Raw genomic sequence first — 23,677 nt, 5'->3', positions numbered from 1 at the left:
GGGGCGGGCGGATGTTTGAAGAACTGATTGGAAAACGGTCAAATCCGGTCCAAAATACGATCGAAAGGGGCGCTGTCAGAAAGTTCGCCGAAGCCATCGGTGACCCGCACCCTGTTTTTACAGATCCTGCCTTTGCGGCTGAAAAAGGGTTTAAAGCCAACATCGCACCGCTGACATTCCCGGTCACGTTTGACTACGGGATAATAGAAGGCCTGGACCTTCCGAAAGCTGGGCTCATACACGGGGAACAAAATTTCGAATATCAACGGCCGCTCTATGTCGGAGAAGCATTGCACTGCTATAGGGAAATTGAAAAATACCAGGAAAGAAAAGGAAAGCTCGGACAGATGGGTTTCTTGTTTATAAAAAGCACGGCGGAAGATAAGAATGGTGAAATCGTCATGACCGCAACCCAAACGATTATTCTTTCTGAAACGGTCCGGAAGGGGATGAAAGGATGAACCTTCGCGCGAAAAAACCCGGGGACAGCCTGGAAAGCATGGAACTCCCGCCGGTTTCAAGGTTGGACTTAATCAAGTACGCTGGTGCTTCCGGCGACTTTAATCCGATTCATACGATCGATGAAGCAGCAGAAAAAGCCGGGCTGCCCGGCATTATTGCCCACGGGATGTGGACAATGGGAAATCTCGGAAAGCTGTTTACACCGTATGTTGGCGAAGGATTCATCGAAAAATTTAGCGTGCGCTTTGCGGGCATGGTTTTTCTAGACGATCGCTTGACACTGTCGGCAACGCTGAAAGAAGCGCAAGGCGCCCGGCAAACGTATGAAGCAGTGGTGGCCAATCAAGACGGGGGAAAAGTGATCAAAGGCGAAATCGTGTTCAAAATGTACGGAGAGTAAAAAAATCCCGCCAGGTGCGGCGGGATTTTTCTGAATTATAACTCAAGCCATTCCGTATGGAAGATGCCTTCTTTGTCAACGCGCTGGTACGTATGGGCACCGAAATAGTCACGCTGGGCCTGTAAGAGATTGGCAGGCAGCACTTCCGAACGGTACGAATCGTAATAGGCAAGCGCTGCGGACAAAGCCGGCACAGGTACGCCGAAGCGGACAGCTGTCGCGATGACTTCGCGCAACGCATCCTGGTAGCTTTCCACGATTTCCTTGAAATACGGGTCAAGGAGCAGGTTTTTAAGATTGCGATCGCGGTCGTACGCATCTTTGATTTTTTGCAAAAATTGCGCGCGGATGATGCAGCCCCCGCGGAAAATCATCGCAATTTCACCGTAATTCAAATCCCAGTTATATTCTTCCGAAGCGGCCCGCATTTGCGCAAAGCCCTGGGCGTAAGAACAAATCTTGCTCATGTACAATGCTTTTCTGACCGCTTCAATGAACGCTTTTTTGTCTCCTGAAAAAGCGGGTTTTTCAGGCCCTTTTAGCAATTTGCTTGCCGCTTTCCGTTCTTCTTTCATGGCCGAGATAAAGCGGGCGAATACGGACTCCGTAATCAATGGCAGCGGAACCCCTAGATCAAGCGCACTCTGGCTTGTCCATTTGCCTGTCCCTTTTTGGCCGGCCGTATCTAAAATGACGTCGACAAGCGGTTTGCCGGTTTCTGGGTCTTTTTTTGTAAAAATATCAGCGGTAATTTCGATTAAATAACTGTCGAGCTCGCCTTTGTTCCAGTCGGCAAACACTTCGTGCAGCTCGTCCGCAGTGAGGCCGAGGATATTTTTGAGCAGATTGTAGGACTCTGAGATGAGCTCCATATCGCCGTATTCGATGCCGTTATGAACCATTTTCACATAATGGCCGGCACCATCCGGACCGATATAGGTTGTGCACGGGTCACCATTTACTTTAGCAGCAATGTCTTTTAAAATCGGTGCAACAAGGTCGTATGCTTCTTTTTGCCCACCAGGCATGATCGAAGGGCCTTTCAGCGCGCCTTCTTCACCGCCTGAGACACCGGTGCCGATAAAATGGATGCCGAGTGCACTTAATTCCTTGTTACGGCGCTGTGTATCTTTAAAGAATGTGTTGCCGCCGTCAATCAAGATATCGCCTTTGTCGAGAAACGGTTTTAACTGCTCGATCGTGGCGTCTGTTGCTTCGCCCGCTTTGACCATCAGCAGGATTTTTCGCGGTTTTTCAAGCGAATGGACGAATTCTTCCATTGTAAAATAACCGAAAATATTTTTTCCTTCCGATTCTTTTAACATTTGCTCGGTTTTTGAACGGGAACGGTTGAAGACCGAAACGGTGTAACCTTTGCTTTCGATATTCCACGCAAGGTTTTTCCCCATGACGGCCAAACCGATGACGCCGATTTGCTGTTTTTCCAATGTAGACACCTCAACATGATTAGATTGTAAAGTCTTTCCTTTGCGCGCAGGTGGCTGCAAGCAAAATGGAAGTCTTACATTATTGTACCAAATATCTCCTGTTATTATAAAGAAAAAGACAGCCTGGCCGGAAAATATTTATATTTTCCGGGAAAGAAGTGTCCGTGTATACGATTTCCGATGAACGGGGACCTCCGGGAAAGCGCGCCTGTTGGGATTTTTTTAAAGCTTACAGTATAATGGATAAAGATGCCGTTTTACGGCTTTTAAGCAAAAGGAGGAAACGGGATTGGGCATTATTTTAGTCGAAATATGTGAAGGCAGCCTGATCAACACAATTGATGTGGAAGCAGAACTTGAATCCCGGTATCCTGAAGTTGCGGTGATTTCAAATGAATGCTTAATGGCGTGCGGGTTATGCACCTACAGTCCGTTTGCGATGGTGAACGGAAAAAGGATTTTTGCCAAAACGCCTGAGGCTTGCCTTGAAAAAATAAAAGCAGCAATTGAAACGGAATTAAAGAATCTGTCGTAAATGGTTCTCGTTTCAAATTGTTTTTTATATTATAATGTGGAGTGGAGCATTCGGGAGAGGGGGATAACAGGATGGATATTTGGACTGCATTCAAATACAGCTGTTTATTGCCGGGAAAAAGAGCTGCTTTTCGTTTGAACAGGCTTCCGATGGACAGGACGGTTTTGTATGTGGTTCTGCTTGTTCTTATGGTTTCCTGTCTGCATATCCCTGCACTTTTAACCGGCGGATCCCTTGATGCCCTGAATGCCATCCAATTTGTTTTTTATTTTCTGTTCGCTTATGTGCTCGTTGTCCTGTGTGGCGTATTGGCCGGCATTTCCCTGCTCGCTTGTGCCGGATACGGGCTCAGGAAGCTGTGGAAGAGAAAACTGGCGTACCAGCATTTATGGAAAATGTCATGCTTTGTCATGACGGTCCCGTTTATTTTACATACAATCATTCATGAATGGTTTACGAAAAACGGTTTTGTTTCGGGTGTGGTGCTGATCGGGTATCCGCTTTTTTGTTTGGCGGCGATGATCCTCCACTATCCGGAAATAAAGAGGCATCAAAGAAAAGAAGGAGAAGAGCATGGCTGAAAAGACAATTTTACAAGACTTGCGTTCGCTCATTTATCCGCGTGAAATTCTGGAAGATGAACCGTTAAGCAAATATACTTTTACAAAAACAGGGGGAAAAGCGGATATTTTGATTTTTCCTGAGACATATGAAGAAGTGCAAAAGACGGTCCGTTTTGCCTCTCTGAACGGCGTGCCGTACACGATCCTCGGCAACGGCTCCAATCTGATCATCAAAGACGGCGGCATCAGGGGAATTGTGCTGATTCTGACCAAATTAGCGAAAATATCGCACACAGGCAATGACATTACAGCCCAGTGTGGTGCAGCCATTATCGATGTATCGCGCTATGCTTTAAAGCAAAAGCTGACAGGGCTTGAGTTCGCCTGCGGGATACCGGGATCTGTCGGCGGTGCGCTGTATATGAATGCGGGGGCGTATGGCGGGGAAGTCAAAGATGTTCTGAAAAGCGCGCTTGTCCTGACCAAAACAGGCGAGATGAAAAGGCTTGAAAAAAGCGATTTGTCCTTCCAGTACAGGAAAAGTTCAATTGCGGAAAACGGGGAGATTGCGCTTGAAGGGACGTTCAGCCTGGAGCCGGGCGACGCACAGGAGATCAAAGCCAAAATGGATGAATTGACTGATCTCAGGGAATCGAAACAGCCACTTGAATATCCATCGTGCGGCAGCGTGTTTAAAAGGCCGCCCGGCTATTTTGCAGGGAAACTGATTCAGGACAGCGGGCTCCAGGGGAAACGCATCGGTGGCGTCGAGGTTTCGACCAAACATGCCGGGTTTATGGTGAATGTCGGCGGCGGAACGGCAACGGATTATATGAATTTGATCAAATTTGTCCAAAAAACGGTAAAAGAAAAATTTGGGGTAGATCTTGAGACAGAAGTAAAAATTATCGGGGAAGATTAAAAAACATCCCGGTTCTTTTATACGCAAAGGAACCGGGATGTTTTTCATCCTTTCCGGCGGATATCGGTTAACCGGTTTCCACGGTATTTGATGTACACTTGGTCGCCAATATTAAAATTTAAATACGTATCGCAGTCGATCGCAAGCGTTTTGCCGTTATTGAATGCGATCGCGCAATACGGTTTTGTCGTTGTTGGTGCCACTTTTATTTTTCGCTTTGTTTTCACACCGGTTGCAACCGGCATTTCTTTCCGGTTGGGCGTGTAAAATTTATCGGTAATCTTTACGCGCTGATAGCTTACCGGGCGCTGAAAAAAGATCAATCCTGCAAGCACGGCCAGGCAGATGATGAATAAAGCCAGTTTCCATTTCAGTTTTTCCATTGGTCATCCCTCTACTCCCAAAACGTCTCTATGAATATCTTTATGGGGCTCTTCATTAAAATATGTATATACCACAATCAAATGCTTTTTTAACCGAATCTTTTTTGAAACTTTTTAAGGCCAGTTTCGTATATGGATTAGACTCGTTTAGCAGAAAGTAGGGATGTTATGAGTGAAATGGCACTCTCGGTCAAAGGGATTACAAAACAAATCCGCTCGCGCAAAATTGTAGACCAGGTCAGTTTTGAAGTGAAAAAAGGCGAGGTTTTCGGCCTTCTCGGTCCGAACGGCGCCGGTAAAACAACGATTATCCGGATGATTGTTTCATTGATGAAACGCACAAGCGGAGAAATCTTTATTAACGGCAAAAGCCTCGATGAAGATTTCAAAGGCGCTTTGAATGAAATCGGCGCGATCGTTGAAAATCCGGAATTTTATTCGTATATGACCGGCTATCAAAATCTGGTCCACTATAAGAGAATGTCAAGGAAACCCATTTCTGAAGAGAGATTATGGGAAGTCGCAAAGCTTGTCAAACTGGAAGATGCGCTTAAACAAAAAGTCAAAACGTATTCGTTAGGAATGCGACAGCGGCTTGGGGTTGCACAGGCAATTTTGCACCGGCCTTCGTTATTGATTCTTGATGAGCCGACAAACGGCCTTGACCCGCAAGGCATCCGCGAATTCAGGGGCTATTTGCGGGAGCTGGCAGGAAGCGGGGTATCTGTCCTCGTTTCCTCGCACCTTCTTTCGGAAATGGAATTGATGTGCGACCGGTATGCCATTATTGAAAAAGGGAAACTGATCCATATTGAAACGATGGCAGAAACGACAACGGTAAAACAGGATGACCGCCGCGATATCCTGTTTGCAACGGATGACAGCGAAAGGGCGAAGCAGGCAGTAGAGAAACAGCTCCATTTTCCGGTTTCCATTGTCGATGATACGCGCATTTTGGTTTCGGCAGCTTACAAAGATGCAGCCGTTATCAACGCAACATTGGTAGGAAACGGCTGCAACGTCTATGAAATTCATTTTGAAAAGAAAACGCTGGAAGACCGTTTCCTTGAACTCACGAATCATACAACAGGGGAGGAAAATCAATGATCGCTTTAATCCGAAATGAATGGATGAAAATATTTGCCCGGAAAAGCGCATGGGTCTATATGCTCCTGATTGTAGCGTTCGTGCTGATTGCTGCACTGTTTTACAATAAGGTTTACGGCAAAGACGATCCAAACTGGCGTACGAAAATCGAGAAAGAAATCAAAGCGGATGAGGCACTAATGAAAAAGGATCCTGAACAATACGCGGACCTTGCGCCAACCATCCAAAAAAACCAAGATTATTTGAAATACAATATCAATCCGGATGCCCATTCAAACTGGCATTTCATGAACAATGTGGTCATTCCGCTCGGTTCATTTGTCACCTTGTTCAGTGTGATCGTGGGGAGCGCCAACGTTTCATCGGAATTTGCATCCGGGACGATTAAGCAACTGATGATCCGCCCGCATGCGAGATGGAAAATTTTGCTGTCCAAATACATTGCTGTCACAGCATACGCGGTATTGCTGCTTGCCGTTCTGCTTATAGCCGGCTATTTGATCGGTATCCTTTTTCAGGGATCCGGCAGTTTCCATATGAAAATGATCGAAAATACTTTGGATTACAGCCAATATAAAATTAAAGAAATCGGACCGCAATTTTTCCTGAAATTTGCCCTTTATTTGCCGAGCCTTGTCATGGTAAGCGCGATTGCGTTCATGCTTTCGACCTTGTTCAAGAGCCAGGCTCTGGCTGTCGGGATCGGCATTTTTGCCCTGTTTATCACAAACACACTGGGCGGGATTTTTCTGTTTCTGATGGACCGGTACCATTGGCTGAAATTCCTGATTTTCCCGCATTTGGACTTATCTGTTTACGCGTACCAGGATAAACTTACAGACGGCGTCACCTTGCCGTTTTCACTAATCACACTTGCTGTTTATTATGTCGTTTTTATGGTCTTGACCTTTTGGTATTTTCAAAAACGCGATATTGCGTTTTGATACAGCGGGTAAATTCAGGTAAAATGGCGGCAAAGGGCTGGGTGAAGGAGGGATCTGCAAGAGCAGGTCTCTCTTTGCTTTTTTTGGGGGCGGGGTGTATCAGGCTGTACGGGCGGCGCATAGCGTGTGCACCCACTGAATAGGATGATAATGGGAGGCTTGCCCGAACCGCTGGAGGATGATATGGGAAAAAATAACCGGAAAAAAATCAATGCGGCCGTTTTGTTCATTTTCATTGTGTATGCTGCTTATTTAGCGGAACTTTTGTTCTTTATCCCGTACCGCCATGCGCCCAATTCTGCCAGCCAAAATATCATTCCGTTTAAAACGATCCGAATGTATATCCTTTATTACCGTTACTTTCAATTTGAAGTCTGGTTTTCCAATCTGTTTGGGAATATTTTCATGTTTATGCCGTTCGGGTTTTTCCTGCCCTTTCTTTTCAGGCGGCTGAGAAAGGTCTGGATAATGGGATTGCTGTCGTTTTTAGCATCGGCTTTGGTGGAAACCATTCAAGGATATTTCCATGTCGGAGGTTTTGATGTGGATGATATTTTGCTGAATACAACGGGTGGATTGTGCGGTTACGGTATCTTTTTACTGGTCCGCAAGCTTGTGAAAAAAATCAAAATTGAGATTTGGCGTTAAATATGCATAAGAAAAGCCCTGCGGTGAAAATCTAACGAGGACCAATCAATGGCCGGCCTGTAAAAGGGGGGAAGTATGCATTGGATGAAGAAAAACTGGTCCGATTTTTAAACCAGGAACTTTCAAATTTTACAGTGCTTTATATCAAACTGCACCGTTACCACTGGTATATTCAGGGAAAAAACTTTTTCACGCTCCATGCTTATTTTGAAGATTTGTACCGGTCATTTTCAAAACAAATGGATGTGCTTGCCGAAAGAATTTTGGCAATCGGGGGACGGCCGCTTGCGACCATGTCGAAATTCCTTGACCAGAAGACGCTTGTTGAAGCGAGCGCGGATAATGAAGAGGGCGAACTGCTGCAGCAATTAAGGGAGGATTTGGCGCAGTTGGCAAAGGAAATCCGGGAAACGGGGATTCCGCTGGCGGAAGAAAACAAGGACAATGCCACCGTCAATCTGCTCACCCGTTTTCTGACCCGGTTTGACAAAGATATTTGGATGCTGGATGCGATGGCGGACAAACGGTAAATGCCGCTGCTTTTTTCCTAAGCCGTGAAAAAGCAGCGGCAAATAAAAAAACAGCCTTTCCATTTGATGGAAGGGCTGTTTCACTTTATATAAATGTATCAATCAAAAGGAACAGATTCAGGCATACGACGAATCCTGCCACGATCCACGAGATGATGCTCGTTATCCGGTGGTTCACCAGTTCACCCATGATCTGTCTGTTGCTCGTGAACAGAATCAGCGGGACAAGGGCAAAGATGATCCCGAATGAGAGAATGACCTGGCTTATTACAAGCGCGCTTGTCGGGTTGGTGCCCATCATGATAATGAGAAGCGGCGGGATCATTGTGATCGCACGGCGCAAATAAAGATTGATCCGTTTGTTGATAAACCCTTGCATGACGACATCACCGGATAATGTGCCGACAGAGGAGCTGGAAAGCCCTGCAATCAAAAGGCCAAGGCCGAAAGAGATCGCCGCTGCCGGTCCGATATGGGTGTAGAACTCACGAAACGCGACATCCAGATCTTCCACGACAAGGCCGTTTTTATAAAATACACTGGACGCAATCACAAGCATGCTCATATTGATGGCCCCGGCGATCACCATTGCGATGATGATGTCGATCAATTCAAATTTGAAAATTTTTCTTTTTTCCAGCTCGTTTTTTCCGACGATTCTGTTTTGCGTCAATGAAGAGTGCAAATAGATGGCATGGGGCATGACGGTGGCGCCGAGAATGCCGGCAGCCAGGACAATGCTTTGGATGCCATCGAATTTTGGCGTGACAATCCCACCGAATACTTTTACCCATTCCGGTTTTGCCAGAAATGTTTGCAAAGCAAAAGCGAGCACGACAATCATCACAAGGGCGGCAATCACTGCCTCAAACGATCGGTAGCCGCGGCGCTGCAATTCGAGGATAGCAAACGATCCGACTGCTGTAATCAATGCGGCCGGCAAAAGCGGAAGGCCGAAAATTAAATACAGGCCTAAAGCTGCGCCGATAAATTCTGCCAAATCTGTTGCAATAATGACTAACTCACTTTGAATCCATAAAAAGATCGACACCGGTTTTGGAAAATGGTCATGTGCCACTTCCGGCAAATTTTTCCCGGTTGCAATGCCGAGCTTTGCGGAAAGGGACTGGATTAAAACGGCCATTAAGTTTGAAAAGGCAATGACCCAAAGCAGCATATAGCCGTATTTCGATCCTGCCGTAATATTGGTGGCAAAATTACCGGGATCGATATAAGCAACGCCTGCAATGAAGGCCGGGCCTAGGAAAGGCAAAATCCGTTTTAACCCTTTCACATCCCCCCGTAGTACAGCTTGTGCGCTCGTTGTATTATGGGACGTGCGGCCTGGCATTTTTTGGCTCATCGTTTTTTCACTCATAGATGTTTCCCCTTTCTTTAATTTTAACCCTGAAACAAAAAAGTTTCCTTAGGGAAAACTTTATCTGGTACTATTGTATTCAATGTTTGCGAAAAAGTAAACCTTTTGCATGCATTTTCCCCTGTATTTTTTATGGAAAACATGCTTTTTGTTCATTATGCCCGATTCCTGTGCTGTTATGGCCTCTGCTCCGGGAGAAAAAAGGAGGGGAGAAAAATGCATCCTTTTCTTGAAAACTGTGGTATATATTAGGTATAGGGAAAACTGTTTTCACAACATGGAAACGAGGTTTAAAAGGGGGGAATCGATTGAACGAGGCATTCATTATCGAAAAATTAAAAAGGCGGGAACCGTCCGTTTTTGGGATGGACCGTTTGTCCCAGTTTGCGGTCCTGTTGCCGCTCGTTCAAAAAGGCGATGGCCTTCATGTTTTATTTGAAGTCCGGTCCCGGCAGTTAAGAAAACAGCCGGGGGAAATTTGTTTTCCGGGCGGCAGAATTGAAACGACGGACAAAAACCCAATGGAAGCCGCGATTCGGGAAACAACCGAGGAACTGTGCATGGATGCGTCTGTCATCCGCAACGTATTCCCGCTTGACTATGTCGTTTCATCATATGGAAGGCGCGCGATCTTTCCGTTTGCGGGTTTTTTGCCGGATATGCCTTTTCATCCGAATCCGGGCGAAGTGGAAGAAGTCTTTACAGTCCCGCTTTCGCATTTTGCCAAAACAGCGCCGGAATGTTACCGGATTGAATTTAAGGTAGAGCCTGACCAGGATTTTCCTTTCCATTTAATTCAGGGCGGTAAATCATATAAATGGAACAGCCAGCAAATGGACGAGTATTTTTATTACTACGGGGATTATGTTATTTGGGGATTAACCGCCGGCATTTTGAAAAACTTTATGGATATTTTGGGTGCGGATAAAGCTTGAATGATGCCCGTGGCGGCTGTCCTGCCCTTTCGGAAACCGGAAATGCCGCCAGAATCCGGCAGCCGGGCGCCTTCATACCGGGTGTTTTCAGCATGGTCTGGTGTGCAGGACATAAAAAACTGTTCAATTGCGGGAAATTATTATAAAATGTTGTTTATAATACAAAGCTTCCGTTCCGGAAACGGAGGGGACTTTTACAATTGAGGGAAAATGAGCGATGATACAGCATGGCCTAATCAGAAATGCCACAGAAGAAGATCTGCAGGAGATCCTGGACATTTATAATGCCTGCATCGGAAACGGGATTATAACGGCTGATACGGTCCCGGTCACCGTAGAAGAAAGACTGCCGTGGTTTAAAGCCCATCACCCGGACAGCCGGCCGCTTTGGGTGTTGGAAGCAGACGGGGAGATTGCTGCCTGGATTAGTTTAAGCGATTTTTACGGAAGGCCCGCTTACCAGCCTACTGCTGAGGTCAGTATTTATGTCAGCGAAAAATGGAGAGGAAAAGGAGCCGGGAAGCACCTGCTCGGGAAAATGTTGGAAGCCTGCCCGAAGCTAGGGGTGGAAACACTGCTCGGCTTTATTTTCAGCGAAAACAAGGCCAGTTTAAAGTTGTTTGCATCCTTCGGGTTTGAAACTTGGGGGCATTTGAAAGAAGTGGCTGTGCTTGACGGACGCATGCACGATTTAATCATCACTGGTAAAAAAATTCAAGGATTTTTAAAGGCTTAAGGAGCTATAAAGTTATGAAAATAGAATTATGGTCGGATTTTTCATCGGCAGATTCTTATCTTGCCTTTGTAAGACTTGGCGAGGCACTGGAACAATTTGGCCACAGGGAAAGCATTCAACTGGAATTTCGCAGTTTCGTGAAAAACCCCGAAAAAGAAGTACATATTGAAGAGAGCCATAAATTGCTGCACTTTGCAAAACAACACGGGAAACAGACGTTCATTGCGAAGGCACTGTTTGAAACGTATGCCCGGCAGCCTTCACCAGGTACAGGAGATTTATTACATGCTGCCCAAATGGCCGGACTGAATAAAAGAGCGGCTGAAAAAGCCATTGTAACGGATGTTTACTTGGAGCATATCAAAAAAGACCAGGCAGAAGCAGATCTATTGAGCGCGGATTTTGCCCCCTTTATGGTCATCAACCGGAAATATGCGATTTCGGGAGCCCGCCCGGTTGATTTTATTGTTCAGTCCATGCATGAAGCATGGCGAGAAGAAACCTATGTGGCGGCCATATAAACATGAAAAAAGCGCCCGGTCCGGGGCGCTTTTTTCCAATCTTTCTTGCGGCGGCTAAGGCTTGCACTCCACATTGTGCATTCCAAAAAGGTTGCCTTGCCGGCTTATGCAATTCAGCTCATCGCTATACCAATATAGCATGATTTTAAACGAAAAACAAGCGTTTTGGCGGATTTCCGTTTATTACCACAACCAAAAAAGGCCGGGAATCATCCCGGCCTTTTTAGTATCCTCACCAGCGATGCGCTTTTGCATTGCTCCTCAAGATGATGGTGTTTTGTGTAACTTCCGTCTCGCCATTGACCTGGGAATTTGTATGTTTCCGCCGCGTCCAGTTGTAATGGAACAACTCGGAATGCGGATCCAACTGGTCTTTGTAGCTCATACGATCACCTCTTGGAAGGATTTGGATACCGCTGATATTCATACCGAATATCAATTCTAGCTTGTGCAGAAAGGGCAAAATTACACATCCTGTGTGTTTTGGGCAAAATCCGGCTGAAAGGCAGAGCAAAAAAATCAAAAGACACAATGTGCTAAAAACTCATAAAGTGACACATTTTCTCATCAATATCAAGATTAAGATGTACCTATGGCACATTTTACTAATAACAGAAAATGAATAGCAAACAAAGCCGCAACTATGCCAAATTGGAAACCATGCCGCGCCTAAATAATCAAATTACACTGTGTGCTGATAACACAATAAAAACAAAAACCAAAACAAGCATTTAAGGGAAAGGAACGGAAAAAACTCCGGGATGCCGGAATTCAAGCGGGCAGAAACGGGCAAAAAAATCGGGCTTGATTAGGCTTTCTATATAATCATCCAACAAATGCAGACATAATATATAAAAAACAACCGTCCAGGAAAAGAAATGGCTGGCAATGGCAGCAACGCCGTTTGTCAAATCACGGCTTTTCCCGGCTTGAATGCATCTGCAAAAAGCAAAGATCTTCTTGAAAGCGCTTTAAAACAGGGGAGTTATGTTGGAATGGTTATAAAAGGATCAGCCTCTTGCCAACACTAATGGTATGGATCAACTTTTTGGAGGTGAAGATTGATGAACATCGAAAAAGCTGTTGAGGTCATTGACCGGATGCGCCTGCCAAACGGTGCCTATACCGCCAGTTTGTCTTCCGACTACCATTATGTTTGGATCAGAGATGTCGTATATACCGTTCTGCCTTTTTTAGCCACGCCGTCCCCGTATTATGAAAAAGCATACCAGGCATTGCTTGATCTGTTTATCCGCTATGAGTGGAAAATTGACATTCATACAAAGAAAAGGCCACGGTATTTATACGAATATATCCACGCCCGCTATTCCACTGACCTCGAGGAACTCCCGCAAGAATGGGGCCATGCCCAAAACGATGCTATCGGTGCTTTCCTTTGGGGCGTAGGGGAAGGCGTCCACCACGGCCAAAAAATCATCCGCAGCCAGAAAGATTTGGAGATTATCCAAAAACTGGTTGACTATCTCGAGTGTCTGGAATATTGGCAGGCCGAAGATAACGGGATGTGGGAAGAGAATATGGAAGTGCATGCTTCAAGTGTCGGGGCATGCGTTGCCGGCTTAAAAGCAGTCAGGATGCTCGTGCATGTGGAGGATGGGCTGATTGAAAAAGGGGAAGAAACACTTTATAAACTGCTGCCGCGGGAGAGCGCAGGCAAACCGACCGACCTTGCTTTACTGTCTCTCATTTACCCTTACCGGATTGTCAGCCGAGATATGGCGCTTCAAATACTGGAAGATGTCACCACAACGCTTGAACGGAAATACGGCGTGATCCGCTATGTCAACGACCAATACTATAATGAAGGCGCCGAAGCCGAATGGTGCTTTGGTTTTCCATGGCTTGGTTTATGTTTCTATGAACTGGGTATGTATGATAAGGCAAATGAATATGTGGAAAAAACCAAAAGCATCATTACGGAAAATTGGGAAATCCCGGAACTTTATATCGGCGGCAAGTACGTGCCGAATGGAAATAAACCGCTTGCCTGGTCTGTTTCTTTGGCGTACCAGTTCTTCAAAACAATGGACGTCCGTTAAACAATTGAACAGCCGATTTTAAGCTGTTTTAAGTCGCGACCCGCATATTCATTGCATGTCAAACCAATGCGGCGCATTTAAAACAGCTTTTTTCTATTCTGAAAATATACGCCGGCTGATTTTCTTTTTCCACTGATGCAGCGTTCACTGCAGCATGGGCGTCTATTGAAAAACGGAATGACGAATTTGCAAATAAAATCATATTGTTTCCATTTCGACAAAATTAGACGGCTTTTTTTGCAGGATTCGTAAAATTCATAACGAATAGTAAAAGTATGCTGAAATAGCGGAGGTGTGACATTGGAAAACTCAGTTAAGTATTCGCAACAAGTCCTGCCCACTGATTTCGAGCTTTATTTATTCCACGAAGGCACCCTTTACGAAAGCTATACTTTGTTCGGGGCACATGTCATGGAGTATGAAGGAAAAAAGGGCGTGCGGTTTGCAGTTTGGGCGCCGAATGCGCAAGCCGTTGCCGTAGCCGGCGATTTTAACGGCTGGGACGGCAGCAAACACCAAATGAAACGACTAAAAGATTCGAGCATCTGGGTGTTGTTTATTCCGGATCTCGCGCCGGGTGAGCTGTATAAATATGAAATTACAGGGCCTTCCAGCAACACTTTTTTTAAAGCGGATCCATATGCGTTCTATTCGGAAGTGCGTCCGAAAACGGCATCTGTCATTTATGATCCCGGCACATATCAGTGGCAGGATAGAAAATGGATGAGCCACAAAGCAAAATCCGATCCGTACCACGAGCCGATGCTGATTTATGAAATGCATTTCGGTTCATGGAAGAAAAAAGCCAATGGCGATTTTTACACCTACCGTGAAATGGCAGACGAACTGGTCCCATACATTGCCGGGCATGGCTATACGCATATCGAGCTCATGCCGATGATGGAGCATCCGTTTGACCGGTCATGGGGCTATCAGATTACCGGTTTCTATGCACCGACAAGCCGGTACGGGAAGCCGGAAGATTTCATGTATTTTATCGACAAATGCCATCAGAACGGCCTCGGGGTGATTTTAGACTGGGTTCCCGTCCATTTCTGCAAAGACGCCCACGGACTCGGGCGCTTTGACGGAACACCGCTGTTCGAGCCTGCAGACCCTGACATGGCAGAACGGCCGATTTGGGGTACATACAATTTTGACTTTCAGAAACCTGAAATTTTCAGTTTTCTTATTTCCAACGCCATTTTTTGGATAGACGTTTATCATATTGATGGCTTCCGGGTGGATGCAGTTTCTTCTCTTATTTATTTAAACCATGACAGGGGAGACGAAAAGAAATTGACAAACCAATATGGCGGTGATGTCAATTTGGAAGCTGTCGAGTTTATCAAAAAATTAAATGAAGCCGTTTTTAAAATGTTTCCGCATGCCTTAATGATTGCAGAAGAAGCAACATCGTGGCCGCTCGTAACAGCGCCGGTTTACGCGGGCGGGCTCGGTTTTAATTATAAATGGAATATGGGCTGGGTGCATGATGTGCTCACCTATATGCAGACACCGGAGGAAAAAAGGCCTGATGCCCATGATCTCCTCACCTTTTCCATGTACTATGCTTTTTCGGAAAACTATGTACTGCCTTTTTCGCATGATGAACTGGTTTACGGGAAGAAATCGCTGCTCAATAAAATGCCCGGGGATTTCCCGCAAAAATTTGCAAATTTACGCCTTCTTTATGCTTATTTTATGACACATCCGGGTAAAAAATTATTATTCATGGGAAGCGAATTCGGACAGTTTGACGAATGGAAAGACCTGACGCAGCTGGATTGGATGCTGCTGGATTTTGAAACGCACCGTACCTTCTTTCAGTTTACAAAAGCCTTGAACGCATTTTATCAAAACACAAGAAGCTTGTGGCGCTTGGACCATAACCCTGAAGGTTTTGAATGGATTGATCCGAATAATCGCAGGCAGAGCATCATAATTTTTATGAGAAGAGGGAAGCGGAAAGGAGATTATTGCATCGTCCTCTGTAATTTTTCAAAAATCAAATATGACAAATTCCGAATCGGCGTGCCTTCATTTGGGAAATATATCGAAATTTTCAATACGGATGATGAACGGTTCGGCGGCAGTGGTTTGTTGAACAAAGAAGCAATCCAAGTGGATAAGGAGCCTTTTCATAACCAGCCATACAGTATGGAAATCAGCATTCCCCCACTCAGTGCATTGATCTTTAAAAAGCAATCAAAAAAACGGCAAAGGGGTGGCAAAAAATAGTGGCAGAAAAGAAATGGATGGCAATGCTCTTAGCAGGGGGACAGGGAACAAGGCTCGGGGATTTGACGTCCCAGCTGGCAAAACCGGCAGTGCCTTTTGGCGGCAAGTACAGAATTATTGATTTTTCACTAAGCAACTGCATGCACTCGGGCATTGATACGGTCGGTGTGCTGACGCAATATGAACCCCATCTTTTAAACTCGTATGTCGGAAACGGGAAAGCATGGGACCTTGACAAAAATTTCGGCGGAACAGCCGTGCTGCCGCCGTATGTAGGGAAAGACGGTGGCGAATGGTATAAGGGGACAGCCAATGCGGTTTACCAAAATATCCAGTATATTGACCACTACAACCCGGAATATGTTGTCATTCTTTCAGGCGATCATATTTATAAAATGGATTATCGGAAACTATTAAAATCGCATATGGAAGCAGGGGCGCAGGCGAGTATTGCCGTAATTGAAGTCCCGTGGCAGGAAGCAGGGCGATTCGGCATTATGGTAACAAACGCAGAAGGAAGAATTGTTGAATTTGAAGAAAAACCGAAATTCCCAAAGAGTAATCTCGCGTCTATGGGCGTGTATTTATTTAATTGGAAGCTTTTGCGCGAATATTTAATACAGGACGAGAAAAACAGCGCTTCCTCGCACGACTTCGGGAAAGATATTATTCTGAAAATGCTGAAAGATAAAAAGAAAATGTATGCTTATAAATTTGAAGGTTACTGGAAAGATGTCGGCACGGTCCAAAGCTTCTGGGAAGCACATATGGACTTGCTGGAAGAAAAACCGGCATTTGATCTGGATGACCCGGACTGGCGCATTTTCACCGGAGATGCGAACCACCCTCCGCAATATATTGCGCCCCAATCCAATATTAAAAACGCGCTCATCAACGAAGGCAGCTGGATTTACGGGAATGTTTTCCATTCTGTCATCTCGGATCATGTCTATATTGGCAAAAACAGCACAATCCAGGATTCCGTCATCATGCCGAATGTCACGATCGGCAGCAATGTGACCATCGAACGCGCCATTATTGCAAGCGGCACCGTCATTGAAAACGGCAAAAAAATCACGCCTTCAAAACCAAATGATATTCAGTTGTACAGCTGTCCGCAAAACGGCGAAGAAGCGGAAATAAAAGAAGTTTTATAAAGAGGGACGGGTGAAACATGACGAACGTACTAGGAGTTATCAATTTGATCAACGAAAAGCCGATTTTAAAGGAGCTGACGAAACACCGCTGCCTTGCTTCCGTTCCGTTCGGCGCCAGATACCGCTTCATTGATTTTGCACTTTCCAATCTCATTCATGCTGAAATTACCCAGGTTGCCGTTTTTACGAAAGACAACGGCAGATCGATCATAGACCATATTGGTTCCGGAAAGGAATGGGATTTGGACCGGTACGACGGCGGGCTGTTTATCCTGCCGCCGGTTGCCGATGATGCAAAATTGAAGGGGGATATCCAGGGCTTTTATGATCATCGCGAATTCTTTGAACGGGCCTCGGCAGACCTTGTCATCATCTCGCCGGGAAGCAACGTCAGCAAACTCGATATTTGTGAGCTGGTCGCATCCCATGAGAAAAGCCAGGCGGATATCACCGTTGTATACAGAAAATATGACGGGGAGCCGATCCAAAAACCGAACTATCATCAAGTAGTGGTAGATAAAGAGGACAACGTACGGGACATCGAACTGTTTACCGCTCCGCAAAAGGGTGATCTTGTCTGCCTGGAAACCTATGTGCTGTCAAAACCGTTGCTGATGGATCTCATCCAAACCTGTTATGAAAACGGAGAATATGACTTTTTGCGGGATGCGATCAAAGCGAATGTCCATAAATTTAAAATTAAGGGGTATCACCACCGCGGCAATATGATCTTTATCCACTCCATGGACAGTTACCACGCGGCAAACATGGCCATGCTCGACCCGGATACGATCCGCGCTTTCTTTTACAGCGACTGGGAAATTCTGACCAAGATCAAACATGAGCCGCCGACAAAATACGGACAAACAGCGGACGTAAAAAATTCATTTATTGCGAACGGCTGTTTAATTGAAGGGACGGTGGAAAACAGTATTATTTTCCGCGGCGTAAAAATCAAAAAAGGAACAGTCGTGAAAAACAGTATCATCATGCAAAAATCAGAAGTGGAAGAAGATGCGGTATTGGAAAATGTCATCGCAGACAAGCAGGTAGCCGTTACCCAGCATAAGGTGGTTGTCGGGACCCCGTCGCATCCGACAGTATTATCCAAAAAAGAGATCATTTGATGGAGGAGACAAGATGAACGTATTATTTGCTGCTTCAGAATGCGCACCATTTATTAAAACAGGGGGGTTGGGCGATGTGATCCAGGCATTGCCCAAAGCTTTGAAAAAAGCGGGGATCCATCCGGTAGTCATCCTGCCGAAATATGAAGATTTACAGCCTGAAGTGAAAGCGCGCCTCTCCTTTATGACCAGCCTGACCGTGCCGGTTGGATGGCGGAAGCAGTATTGCGGGATTGAAACATTGGAAGAAGGGGGGATCCGTTATTATTTTTTGGACAACGAGTATTATTTTAAACGGCATGGGAGTTACGGCTATTTCGATGATGGCGAACGGTTCGCCTTTTTTTCGCGTGCAGTGCTTGAAGCCCTTCCTTATTTGAATGAAAAACCGGATGTCATTCATTGCCATGACTGGCAAACCGGGCCGATTCCCGTACTGTTAAAAGCGCATTTTTCCAGCCATCCTTTCTACCAGGGCATCAAAACGATGTTTACGATTCATAATTTGCGCTACCAGGGGGTATTTCCAAAAAGTGTCCTGTCAGATCTGCTCGATTTAAGCGAATTATATTTCCATGTGGATGGTCTTGAATTTTACGGGAATGTCAGCTACTTAAAGGCAGGGATTGCTTATGCAGACGCCATTACAACCGTCAGCCCGACATACGCCCGGGAAATCCAGACGCCGTATTACGGGGAAAATCTTGACGGCTTTTTGCGGATGAAAAGCAACCGCTTGGAAGGCATTATCAACGGGATTGATACGGATGCTTACAATCCCAAAACAGACGATGCACTGTTCTTTACATATGAGGACTACCCGGGAAAATTAAAGAATAAAAAAGCCTTGCAGGAAGCCTTCCATTTGCAAGTGGATTCCGGCATTCCCGTTATATCAATGGTGACAAGGCTGGTAGAACAAAAAGGCATCGATCTGGTGCTGCATGTGATCCATGAGATGTTAAGTTTAAATGTCCAGTTTGTACTTCTTGGCACAGGCGAGCATCAGTACGAGGAAGCATTCCGGCATCTTGAAAGCCAGTATCCAGGTCAGGTATCCGTACATATTTATTTTGATGAAGCCCTTTCCCATAAAATTTATGCGGGCAGTGACTTGTTTTTAATGCCATCCAAATTTGAACCGTGCGGCATCGGGCAACTGATCGCCATGCGGTACGGCACATTGCCGCTTGTGCGTGAAACCGGCGGGCTGAAAGATACCGTAAAGCCGTACAATGAATTCACGGGCGAAGGCAACGGGTTTTCGTTCACAAACTATAACGCGCACGATATGCTGTACACGATTGAAAGGGCCGTTTGGTTTTTCCGCTACCAGCCGAAAACATGGCAGTCGTTATCTGAACGGGTGATGGGGCTTGATTTCAGCTGGGTACATTCTGCAAATGCATATATCCGGCTGTATGAAGAGTTATGCCCGTAAAGAACGGGGAGCTCTTAAACAAAATGGAAAAAGGCGCCTGCTTCGTACTGGCGCCTTTTACTGATGCCCATGTTTGTTTCTCCGGCTGATGGCCTTTAAAATCGATAACTTATCTTGAAGCGTTAACATATTCCAGCTTCCGACTTTGATTTTCACTTTTCCCACCCCCCCACACAAGGATTGGCGAACATCGATTGTACTTGTATAATACCGCTTTTTTCTTCAATACAAACACCAAATATTTCTACAAAAATTGCGTATTTCTTGCCGCATTTTTTCTTTAACATTAGAATAAGAACAGAATATCCCTTTAAAGCTTATGGCTTTTCAGGTGAATTTGTCTAAATATGGAGGCTTTTGTCATGAAGATAGGTTGGATCGGTCTAGGGCATATGGGATCTCCGATGGCCCGCCGCCTTTTAGATGCGCATTTCGATTTGTTTGTGTATAATCGCACAATTAAGAAAACGGAAAAACTAGCTGAAGCCGGCGCAGCCGTTTGCAAAACGCCGAAAGACATCGCCGAAAATACAGACGTCATTGTCACGATGCTGACCAATGCCGCGGCAGTAGAAAACGTTTTACAAGGAGAGGACGGGGTGCTTGCCGGCCTTACGAAAGGGAAAACAGTCGTGGATATGAGTACCGTCAGCCCTTCCGATTCCATCCGTTTTGCCAAATGGGTGGAAGAAAAGCGCGGGCATTTTATTGATGCACCGGTATCGGGTTCAGTACAGCCTGCAAAAGAAGGGAATCTCGTCATTCTTGCCGGCGGCCGGAAAGAAGAGATTGATGCTGTGCGCCCCATGTTTGAAGTATTAGGAAAAACCATCATTCATTTTGGCGAAAACGGAAAAGGCAGTGCCGCGAAATTATCGATTAATTTGCTGCTCGGCCTGACGATCGAGGGAGCGTCCGAAGCCATTCTCTTCGGGGAAAAACTAGGGCTTGAAAAGAAGGATCTGATTGAAATGATTTCGGCTTCTGCATGCAATACACCTATTTTCCAAATGAAAAAGAAGGCATTTTTACAAGAAGATTTTCCGGCTGCATTTATGCTCGAATTAATGGCAAAGGATCTTGGCCTTGCAAAAGAGGAAATCAAAAAAGCCGGTATGTCGCTGCCACTGGCGGATGCAGCCGAAAAAACATACAGCCGGGCGAAAGCAGACGGAACCGGAAAAGCGGACGTCGCTGCGGTTTATCAAGCATTAAAACAGCTGAACTTTTAAATGCAATGGAGGAGAAACCGGGGATGAAATTTGTTTCTTGGAATGTGAACGGGCTCCGCGCCTGTGTAAAAAAAGGGTTTCTTGCATTTTTTGCAGAAACGGACGCCGACATTTTTTGCGTGCAGGAAACGAAACTGCAGGCAGGGCAGATCGCCCTTGATTTGGACGGCTATTATCAATATTGGAATTATGCCGAGCGGAAAGGGTATTCAGGCACGGCCGTTTTTACAAAAAAAGAGCCGCTTTCCGTGCGCTACGGCGTCGGCGAAGATCGGACAGAACCGGAAGGCCGGATTTTGACACTCGAATATGAAGATTTTTATTTGGTTAATGTTTATACGCCGAATTCCCAGCGCGATCTAGCCCGCCTCGGTTACCGCCTCGAATGGGAAGACCGGATGCGGGCCTATTTAACGGAGCTTGACAAAAAGAAGCCAGTCATTGTATGCGGCGATATGAACGTTGCCCATCAGGAAATAGATTTAAAAAATGCAAAAAATAACGTTGGCAATTCTGGGTTTACAGCGGAAGAACGCGGTAAAATGACCGGGCTGCTGAACAGCGGATTTATTGATTCGTTCCGGTATTTTTATCCTGAGCGGGAAGGCGCTTATACATGGTGGTCTTATATGAACAAAGTGAGGGAAAGGAATATCGGCTGGCGGATTGACTATTTTCTCGTATCCAAAAGACTGGCCGGCCGTTTAAAAGATGCCGGCATGTATCCGGAGATCATGGGCAGTGACCACTGTCCGGTATTTTTAGAAACCAATTTTTAATTTGCAGGATCCGTTTCTGCCGATTGCCCTTTTGTGCCGTGCGCCCAAACTTAAAGCCCGGTACTCTTCCGATTTAACAAACATCAAGCATCCGGTGTTTTCCGCCCGGGTGCTTGATTTATTCCGGACACAGGCGGGGTTCTCTTTTTGTGTTTTGCGGCATAAGATAAAAAGCGAAACTTGTGCGCAATTTGCAAATTCAGGGAGGCTTAAAATGGCAGTCGTAAAGGCATCAAGTGCAGACATCGATTTACTGGCACGGCTTTTAAGGGCGGAAGCAGAAGGAGAGGGGCAGCTTGGCATGCTGCTTGTCGGCAATGTCGGCGTAAACCGGATCAGGGCGAATTGTTCGGATTTTATCGGACTCCGGACCATTCCGCAAATGGTTTATCAGCCGCATGCTTTTGAAGCAGTGATTCACGGATATTTTTACCAGCGGGCACGGGAAAGCGAACGGCGGTTGGCCAGACGTGCGATTAACGGCGAAAGGCATTGGCCCGCCAAATACAGTTTATGGTATTTCAGGCCGCAGGGGGACTGCCCGCCCACATGGTACGACCAGCCGTTCGTTGCCCGGTATAAATTGCATTGTTTTTACGAACCGACAGCTGAAACATGCGAAAATGTGTATAACACTTTTTAATTTGCGAGCCTTTTTTCGTTTGGCAAGAAGCAGGATATAACAGCACCGATCATGGGCAAGAAAGATAAAATGGTAAATACACTGGCAACCCCGAACATATCAGAAACGCCGCCCATGAAAACAGAACCGATCCCGCCGGCGCCGACCCCGAAACCAATTGACAGGCCGGATGCAAGCGCGATATTTTTAGGCAACAGCTTTTGCATATAGATCACGCCGACAGAAAAGCTTGAAAGGACGCTGAAACCGAAACAGAGCAAATCGAGTACAGCCAGCCAGCCGCTTAAATGCGGAAGCAGCAGTGCAAAAGGCGTGGCAAGGAACATGGACACGACAAGCAGCCGTTTCATGCCGGCCCGGTCCGAAATCATGCCGCCAAAAAGTGTGCCCAGTGCCCCGGCCCCGACAAAGACAAAGTTCAATAGTTCGCTCATTTCCAAGCTTGCATGTTTCATGTAAAACGGAAGAAAAATGACAACCCCGACCTGGCACCAGGAACGCAAAATAATGACCAGAACAAGCAGGATGACGCCGGGAATATGGTTTTTTCCGGCGATTTCTTTTCTCCGGCGCTGGATATTTTGCACTTTGCTGTTCATCCAGCCAAGTAAAGGGGCGGTTAAAATAAGGGATAAAAGAGCAACCGGAAGCAACCAGATCAGGCCGTGTATGCCGGTATGTACCAAAAAGAGCGGAATCATAAGCGGCCCGAAAGCCTGTCCGGCATTTCCACCAACCTGGAATATTGCCTGTGCCAATCCTTTTTTATACCCGGACGCAAAATGGGTGCCGCGTGATGCTTCCGGATGAAAGACGCCTGACCCGAATCCGGAAAGCGCAATAAAAAGCAAAAGCCATGTGAGTGATGGCGCAATTGCGGTTAGGCTCAGGCCGGCAATCGATAAAAAGACACCAAACGAAAAAAGCCAGACCCGTGGTTTCCGGTCCGTCAGTATGCCAAAAACCGGCTGTGTGACCGATGAAGTAAAATAAGAAACCAGCACAATTAAAGTGGATTGCGTATAATTCAAATGGAGCGCATGCTTGTACATGACAACAAGGGCAGGGACCATGCCGGTTGTCACCAGGTCATTTAAAAAATGCGCACCGCTGAACGTAAACAGCGCACGGCGAAAAAAAGGATTTTCTGCCTCTAACGGCGCTGATGTAAATGATTGACTTCCCATACATACTCCCACTTTCTCGTAATTTCTTTCAAATCGCCCAGGAGTGGACGAAGACAGCCAGACCCACAACGAGAGCTGTATGAATATTGTAACATAATTTGCCACTAAAATGACAAAAAGAACCGCTGCGCTAAGGTTCATTTGCTATCGTATAGCGTTTGGATTTTCACTTTTTCGTGCAGGTGGCCATAAGATTAAAGAAATAGAGAGGGGGATATCCACATCCGGTTCAAAAGGGAGGAGGCCCTTTTGAACGGAACGGGGAGGAATAGGGGACGTGTGAAAAAAACAAATGAAG

General features: G+C 45.9%; 25 protein-coding genes. 20 read left to right on the top strand and 5 right to left on the bottom strand.

Annotated elements, in window-relative coordinates; all coding sequences use genetic code 11:
- The first annotated feature begins 11 nt into the window (after nt 1-11).
- A complete protein-coding gene (locus NST70_RS08000) occupies nt 12-461 on the top strand; it encodes a MaoC family dehydratase N-terminal domain-containing protein (protein ID WP_061565757.1) in 450 nt (149 codons plus the stop codon).
- The gene (locus tag NST70_RS07995; RefSeq protein ID WP_017550423.1) at nt 458-862 is read left to right on the top strand and encodes a MaoC/PaaZ C-terminal domain-containing protein; all 405 of its coding nucleotides are present in this window, start codon (nt 458-460) and stop codon (nt 860-862) included. Before NST70_RS08000 ends, NST70_RS07995 begins: the two co-directional genes overlap by 4 nt.
- A gap of 35 nt (nt 863-897) precedes the next feature.
- On the opposite strand, the gene gndA is transcribed toward NST70_RS07995, so the two are convergent.
- Nucleotides 898-2,310 (bottom strand): NADP-dependent phosphogluconate dehydrogenase, encoded by a 1,413-nt coding sequence (gene gndA, locus NST70_RS07990; RefSeq protein WP_014098259.1) that lies wholly within the window; start codon nt 2,308-2,310, stop codon nt 898-900.
- Between the two features lie 289 nt (nt 2,311-2,599).
- On the opposite strand from gndA, the gene NST70_RS07985 reads away from it, so the two are divergent.
- The 3 genes from NST70_RS07985 (at nt 2,600) to murB (ending at nt 4,330) form a co-directional block, all read left to right on the top strand.
- Complete coding sequence (locus NST70_RS07985; protein WP_014098260.1) at nt 2,600-2,845, top strand: YuzB family protein; 246 nt, start codon at nt 2,600-2,602, stop codon at nt 2,843-2,845.
- 71 nt (nt 2,846-2,916) lie between these two features.
- Nucleotides 2,917-3,426 (top strand): DUF1189 family protein, encoded by a 510-nt coding sequence (locus tag NST70_RS07980; protein WP_014098261.1) that lies wholly within the window; start codon nt 2,917-2,919, stop codon nt 3,424-3,426.
- Nucleotides 3,419-4,330, top strand: coding sequence for a UDP-N-acetylmuramate dehydrogenase (gene murB, locus NST70_RS07975; RefSeq protein ID WP_014098262.1), 912 nt, complete (start codon nt 3,419-3,421; stop codon nt 4,328-4,330). Before NST70_RS07980 ends, murB begins: the two co-directional genes overlap by 8 nt.
- Nucleotides 4,331-4,374: 44 nt before the next feature.
- Here the strand turns inward: murB and NST70_RS07970 are convergent, their stop codons facing one another.
- Entirely contained in the window at nt 4,375-4,713 is a 339-nt protein-coding gene (locus NST70_RS07970; RefSeq protein ID WP_026683400.1) for a hypothetical protein, read from the bottom strand.
- Nucleotides 4,714-4,881: 168 nt separating this feature from the next.
- On the opposite strand from NST70_RS07970, the gene NST70_RS07965 reads away from it, so the two are divergent.
- From NST70_RS07965 to NST70_RS07950, 4 genes are all read left to right on the top strand, one after another.
- Nucleotides 4,882-5,820 carry an ABC transporter ATP-binding protein gene (locus NST70_RS07965; RefSeq protein WP_046721176.1) on the top strand — a complete coding sequence of 313 codons (939 nt, stop codon included), beginning with the start codon at nt 4,882-4,884 and terminating at the stop codon, nt 5,818-5,820.
- On the top strand, nt 5,817-6,764 hold the full coding sequence (locus tag NST70_RS07960; RefSeq protein WP_046721175.1) for an ABC transporter permease subunit: 948 nt from the start codon (nt 5,817-5,819) through the stop codon (nt 6,762-6,764). The genes NST70_RS07965 and NST70_RS07960 overlap by 4 nt, the downstream gene beginning before the upstream one ends.
- A 183-nt stretch (nt 6,765-6,947) precedes the next feature.
- Nucleotides 6,948-7,412, top strand: a complete 465-nt coding sequence (locus NST70_RS07955) for a VanZ family protein (RefSeq protein WP_014098266.1) — start codon at nt 6,948-6,950, stop codon at nt 7,410-7,412.
- An 80-nt stretch (nt 7,413-7,492) separates the two neighbouring features.
- Nucleotides 7,493-7,942 (top strand): DNA starvation/stationary phase protection protein, encoded by a 450-nt coding sequence (locus NST70_RS07950; protein ID WP_014098267.1) that lies wholly within the window; start codon nt 7,493-7,495, stop codon nt 7,940-7,942.
- 85 nt (nt 7,943-8,027) lie between these two features.
- Here the strand turns inward: NST70_RS07950 and NST70_RS07945 are convergent, their stop codons facing one another.
- Nucleotides 8,028-9,320, bottom strand: coding sequence for an Nramp family divalent metal transporter (locus NST70_RS07945; RefSeq protein ID WP_014098268.1), 1,293 nt, complete (start codon nt 9,318-9,320; stop codon nt 8,028-8,030).
- A gap of 308 nt (nt 9,321-9,628) precedes the next feature.
- Here NST70_RS07945 and NST70_RS07940 point away from each other — a divergent pair, with 308 nt between their 5' ends.
- The 3 genes from NST70_RS07940 (at nt 9,629) to NST70_RS07930 (ending at nt 11,512) form a co-directional block, all read left to right on the top strand.
- Nucleotides 9,629-10,255, top strand: coding sequence for a CoA pyrophosphatase (locus tag NST70_RS07940; RefSeq protein WP_014098269.1), 627 nt, complete (start codon nt 9,629-9,631; stop codon nt 10,253-10,255).
- Between the two features lie 217 nt (nt 10,256-10,472).
- Nucleotides 10,473-10,991, top strand: a complete 519-nt coding sequence (locus tag NST70_RS07935; RefSeq protein ID WP_035190652.1) for a GNAT family N-acetyltransferase — start codon at nt 10,473-10,475, stop codon at nt 10,989-10,991.
- A 14-nt stretch (nt 10,992-11,005) separates the two neighbouring features.
- Nucleotides 11,006-11,512: a DsbA family protein gene (locus tag NST70_RS07930; RefSeq protein ID WP_014098272.1), complete on the top strand. Its 507-nt coding sequence runs from the start codon at nt 11,006-11,008 to the stop codon at nt 11,510-11,512.
- A gap of 232 nt (nt 11,513-11,744) precedes the next feature.
- On the opposite strand, the gene NST70_RS07925 is transcribed toward NST70_RS07930, so the two are convergent.
- Nucleotides 11,745-11,897 (bottom strand): YpzG family protein, encoded by a 153-nt coding sequence (locus NST70_RS07925; RefSeq protein ID WP_014098273.1) that lies wholly within the window; start codon nt 11,895-11,897, stop codon nt 11,745-11,747.
- Between the two features lie 679 nt (nt 11,898-12,576).
- Here NST70_RS07925 and NST70_RS07920 point away from each other — a divergent pair.
- The 8 genes from NST70_RS07920 to NST70_RS07885 all read left to right on the top strand — a co-directional run bounded on the left by NST70_RS07920 (nt 12,577) and on the right by NST70_RS07885 (nt 22,192).
- On the top strand, nt 12,577-13,572 hold the full coding sequence (locus NST70_RS07920; RefSeq protein WP_035184824.1) for a glycoside hydrolase family 15 protein: 996 nt from the start codon (nt 12,577-12,579) through the stop codon (nt 13,570-13,572).
- A 300-nt stretch (nt 13,573-13,872) separates the two neighbouring features.
- Nucleotides 13,873-15,813: a 1,4-alpha-glucan branching protein GlgB gene (glgB, locus tag NST70_RS07915; protein WP_168986019.1), complete on the top strand. Its 1,941-nt coding sequence runs from the start codon at nt 13,873-13,875 to the stop codon at nt 15,811-15,813.
- Nucleotides 15,813-16,970 (top strand): glucose-1-phosphate adenylyltransferase, encoded by a 1,158-nt coding sequence (locus NST70_RS07910; RefSeq protein WP_035189856.1) that lies wholly within the window; start codon nt 15,813-15,815, stop codon nt 16,968-16,970. The genes glgB and NST70_RS07910 overlap by 1 nt, the downstream gene beginning before the upstream one ends.
- 17 nt (nt 16,971-16,987) lie before the next feature.
- Nucleotides 16,988-18,097, top strand: coding sequence for a glucose-1-phosphate adenylyltransferase subunit GlgD (glgD, locus tag NST70_RS07905; protein ID WP_035184828.1), 1,110 nt, complete (start codon nt 16,988-16,990; stop codon nt 18,095-18,097).
- Nucleotides 18,098-18,110: 13 nt separating this feature from the next.
- Complete coding sequence (gene glgA / locus NST70_RS07900; protein ID WP_017550405.1) at nt 18,111-19,538, top strand: glycogen synthase GlgA; 1,428 nt, start codon at nt 18,111-18,113, stop codon at nt 19,536-19,538.
- 362 nt (nt 19,539-19,900) lie between these two features.
- Nucleotides 19,901-20,770 (top strand): NAD(P)-dependent oxidoreductase, encoded by an 870-nt coding sequence (locus tag NST70_RS07895; RefSeq protein ID WP_035189855.1) that lies wholly within the window; start codon nt 19,901-19,903, stop codon nt 20,768-20,770.
- Between the two features lie 23 nt (nt 20,771-20,793).
- Nucleotides 20,794-21,549, top strand: a complete 756-nt coding sequence (locus NST70_RS07890) for an exodeoxyribonuclease III (protein WP_014098281.1) — start codon at nt 20,794-20,796, stop codon at nt 21,547-21,549.
- Between the two features lie 214 nt (nt 21,550-21,763).
- On the top strand, nt 21,764-22,192 hold the full coding sequence (locus NST70_RS07885) for a cell wall hydrolase (protein WP_035189861.1): 429 nt from the start codon (nt 21,764-21,766) through the stop codon (nt 22,190-22,192).
- Here NST70_RS07885 and NST70_RS07880 read toward each other — a convergent pair.
- Entirely contained in the window at nt 22,189-23,379 is a 1,191-nt protein-coding gene (locus NST70_RS07880) for an MFS transporter (RefSeq protein ID WP_014098283.1), read from the bottom strand. The genes NST70_RS07885 and NST70_RS07880 overlap by 4 nt on opposite strands.
- Between the last annotated feature and the right edge of the window lie 298 nt (nt 23,380-23,677).

The sequence above is a fragment of the Weizmannia sp. FSL K6-0777 genome (assembly GCF_038593185.1).
GTDB classification, from domain to species: Bacteria; Bacillota; Bacilli; order Bacillales; family Bacillaceae_C; genus Weizmannia; species Weizmannia faecalis.
Note: the sequence above shows the minus strand (reverse complement) of the source record. Positions and strands in the feature narration are given on the sequence as shown.

Excerpts from the sequence above, each read along its gene's own strand:
- NST70_RS08000 (WP_061565757.1), top strand. The coding sequence starts at position 12 with ATGTTTGAAGAACTGATTGGAAAACGGTCAAATCCGGTCCAAAATACG.
- NST70_RS07995 (WP_017550423.1), top strand. The coding sequence starts at position 458 with ATGAACCTTCGCGCGAAAAAACCCGGGGACAGCCTGGAAAGCATGGAA.
- NST70_RS07980 (WP_014098261.1), top strand. The coding sequence starts at position 2,917 with ATGGATATTTGGACTGCATTCAAATACAGCTGTTTATTGCCGGGAAAA.
- murB (WP_014098262.1), top strand. The coding sequence starts at position 3,419 with ATGGCTGAAAAGACAATTTTACAAGACTTGCGTTCGCTCATTTATCCG.
- NST70_RS07970 (WP_026683400.1), bottom strand. The coding sequence starts at position 4,713 with ATGGAAAAACTGAAATGGAAACTGGCTTTATTCATCATCTGCCTGGCC.
- NST70_RS07965 (WP_046721176.1), top strand. The coding sequence starts at position 4,882 with ATGAGTGAAATGGCACTCTCGGTCAAAGGGATTACAAAACAAATCCGC.
- NST70_RS07960 (WP_046721175.1), top strand. The coding sequence starts at position 5,817 with ATGATCGCTTTAATCCGAAATGAATGGATGAAAATATTTGCCCGGAAA.
- NST70_RS07955 (WP_014098266.1), top strand. The coding sequence starts at position 6,948 with ATGGGAAAAAATAACCGGAAAAAAATCAATGCGGCCGTTTTGTTCATT.
- NST70_RS07945 (WP_014098268.1), bottom strand. The coding sequence starts at position 9,320 with ATGAGTGAAAAAACGATGAGCCAAAAAATGCCAGGCCGCACGTCCCAT.
- NST70_RS07935 (WP_035190652.1), top strand. The coding sequence starts at position 10,473 with ATGATACAGCATGGCCTAATCAGAAATGCCACAGAAGAAGATCTGCAG.
- NST70_RS07930 (WP_014098272.1), top strand. The coding sequence starts at position 11,006 with ATGAAAATAGAATTATGGTCGGATTTTTCATCGGCAGATTCTTATCTT.
- NST70_RS07925 (WP_014098273.1), bottom strand. The coding sequence starts at position 11,897 with ATGAGCTACAAAGACCAGTTGGATCCGCATTCCGAGTTGTTCCATTAC.
- NST70_RS07920 (WP_035184824.1), top strand. The coding sequence starts at position 12,577 with ATGAACATCGAAAAAGCTGTTGAGGTCATTGACCGGATGCGCCTGCCA.
- glgD (WP_035184828.1), top strand. The coding sequence starts at position 16,988 with ATGACGAACGTACTAGGAGTTATCAATTTGATCAACGAAAAGCCGATT.
- glgA (WP_017550405.1), top strand. The coding sequence starts at position 18,111 with ATGAACGTATTATTTGCTGCTTCAGAATGCGCACCATTTATTAAAACA.
- NST70_RS07895 (WP_035189855.1), top strand. The coding sequence starts at position 19,901 with ATGAAGATAGGTTGGATCGGTCTAGGGCATATGGGATCTCCGATGGCC.
- NST70_RS07890 (WP_014098281.1), top strand. The coding sequence starts at position 20,794 with ATGAAATTTGTTTCTTGGAATGTGAACGGGCTCCGCGCCTGTGTAAAA.
- NST70_RS07885 (WP_035189861.1), top strand. The coding sequence starts at position 21,764 with ATGGCAGTCGTAAAGGCATCAAGTGCAGACATCGATTTACTGGCACGG.
- NST70_RS07880 (WP_014098283.1), bottom strand. The coding sequence starts at position 23,379 with ATGGGAAGTCAATCATTTACATCAGCGCCGTTAGAGGCAGAAAATCCT.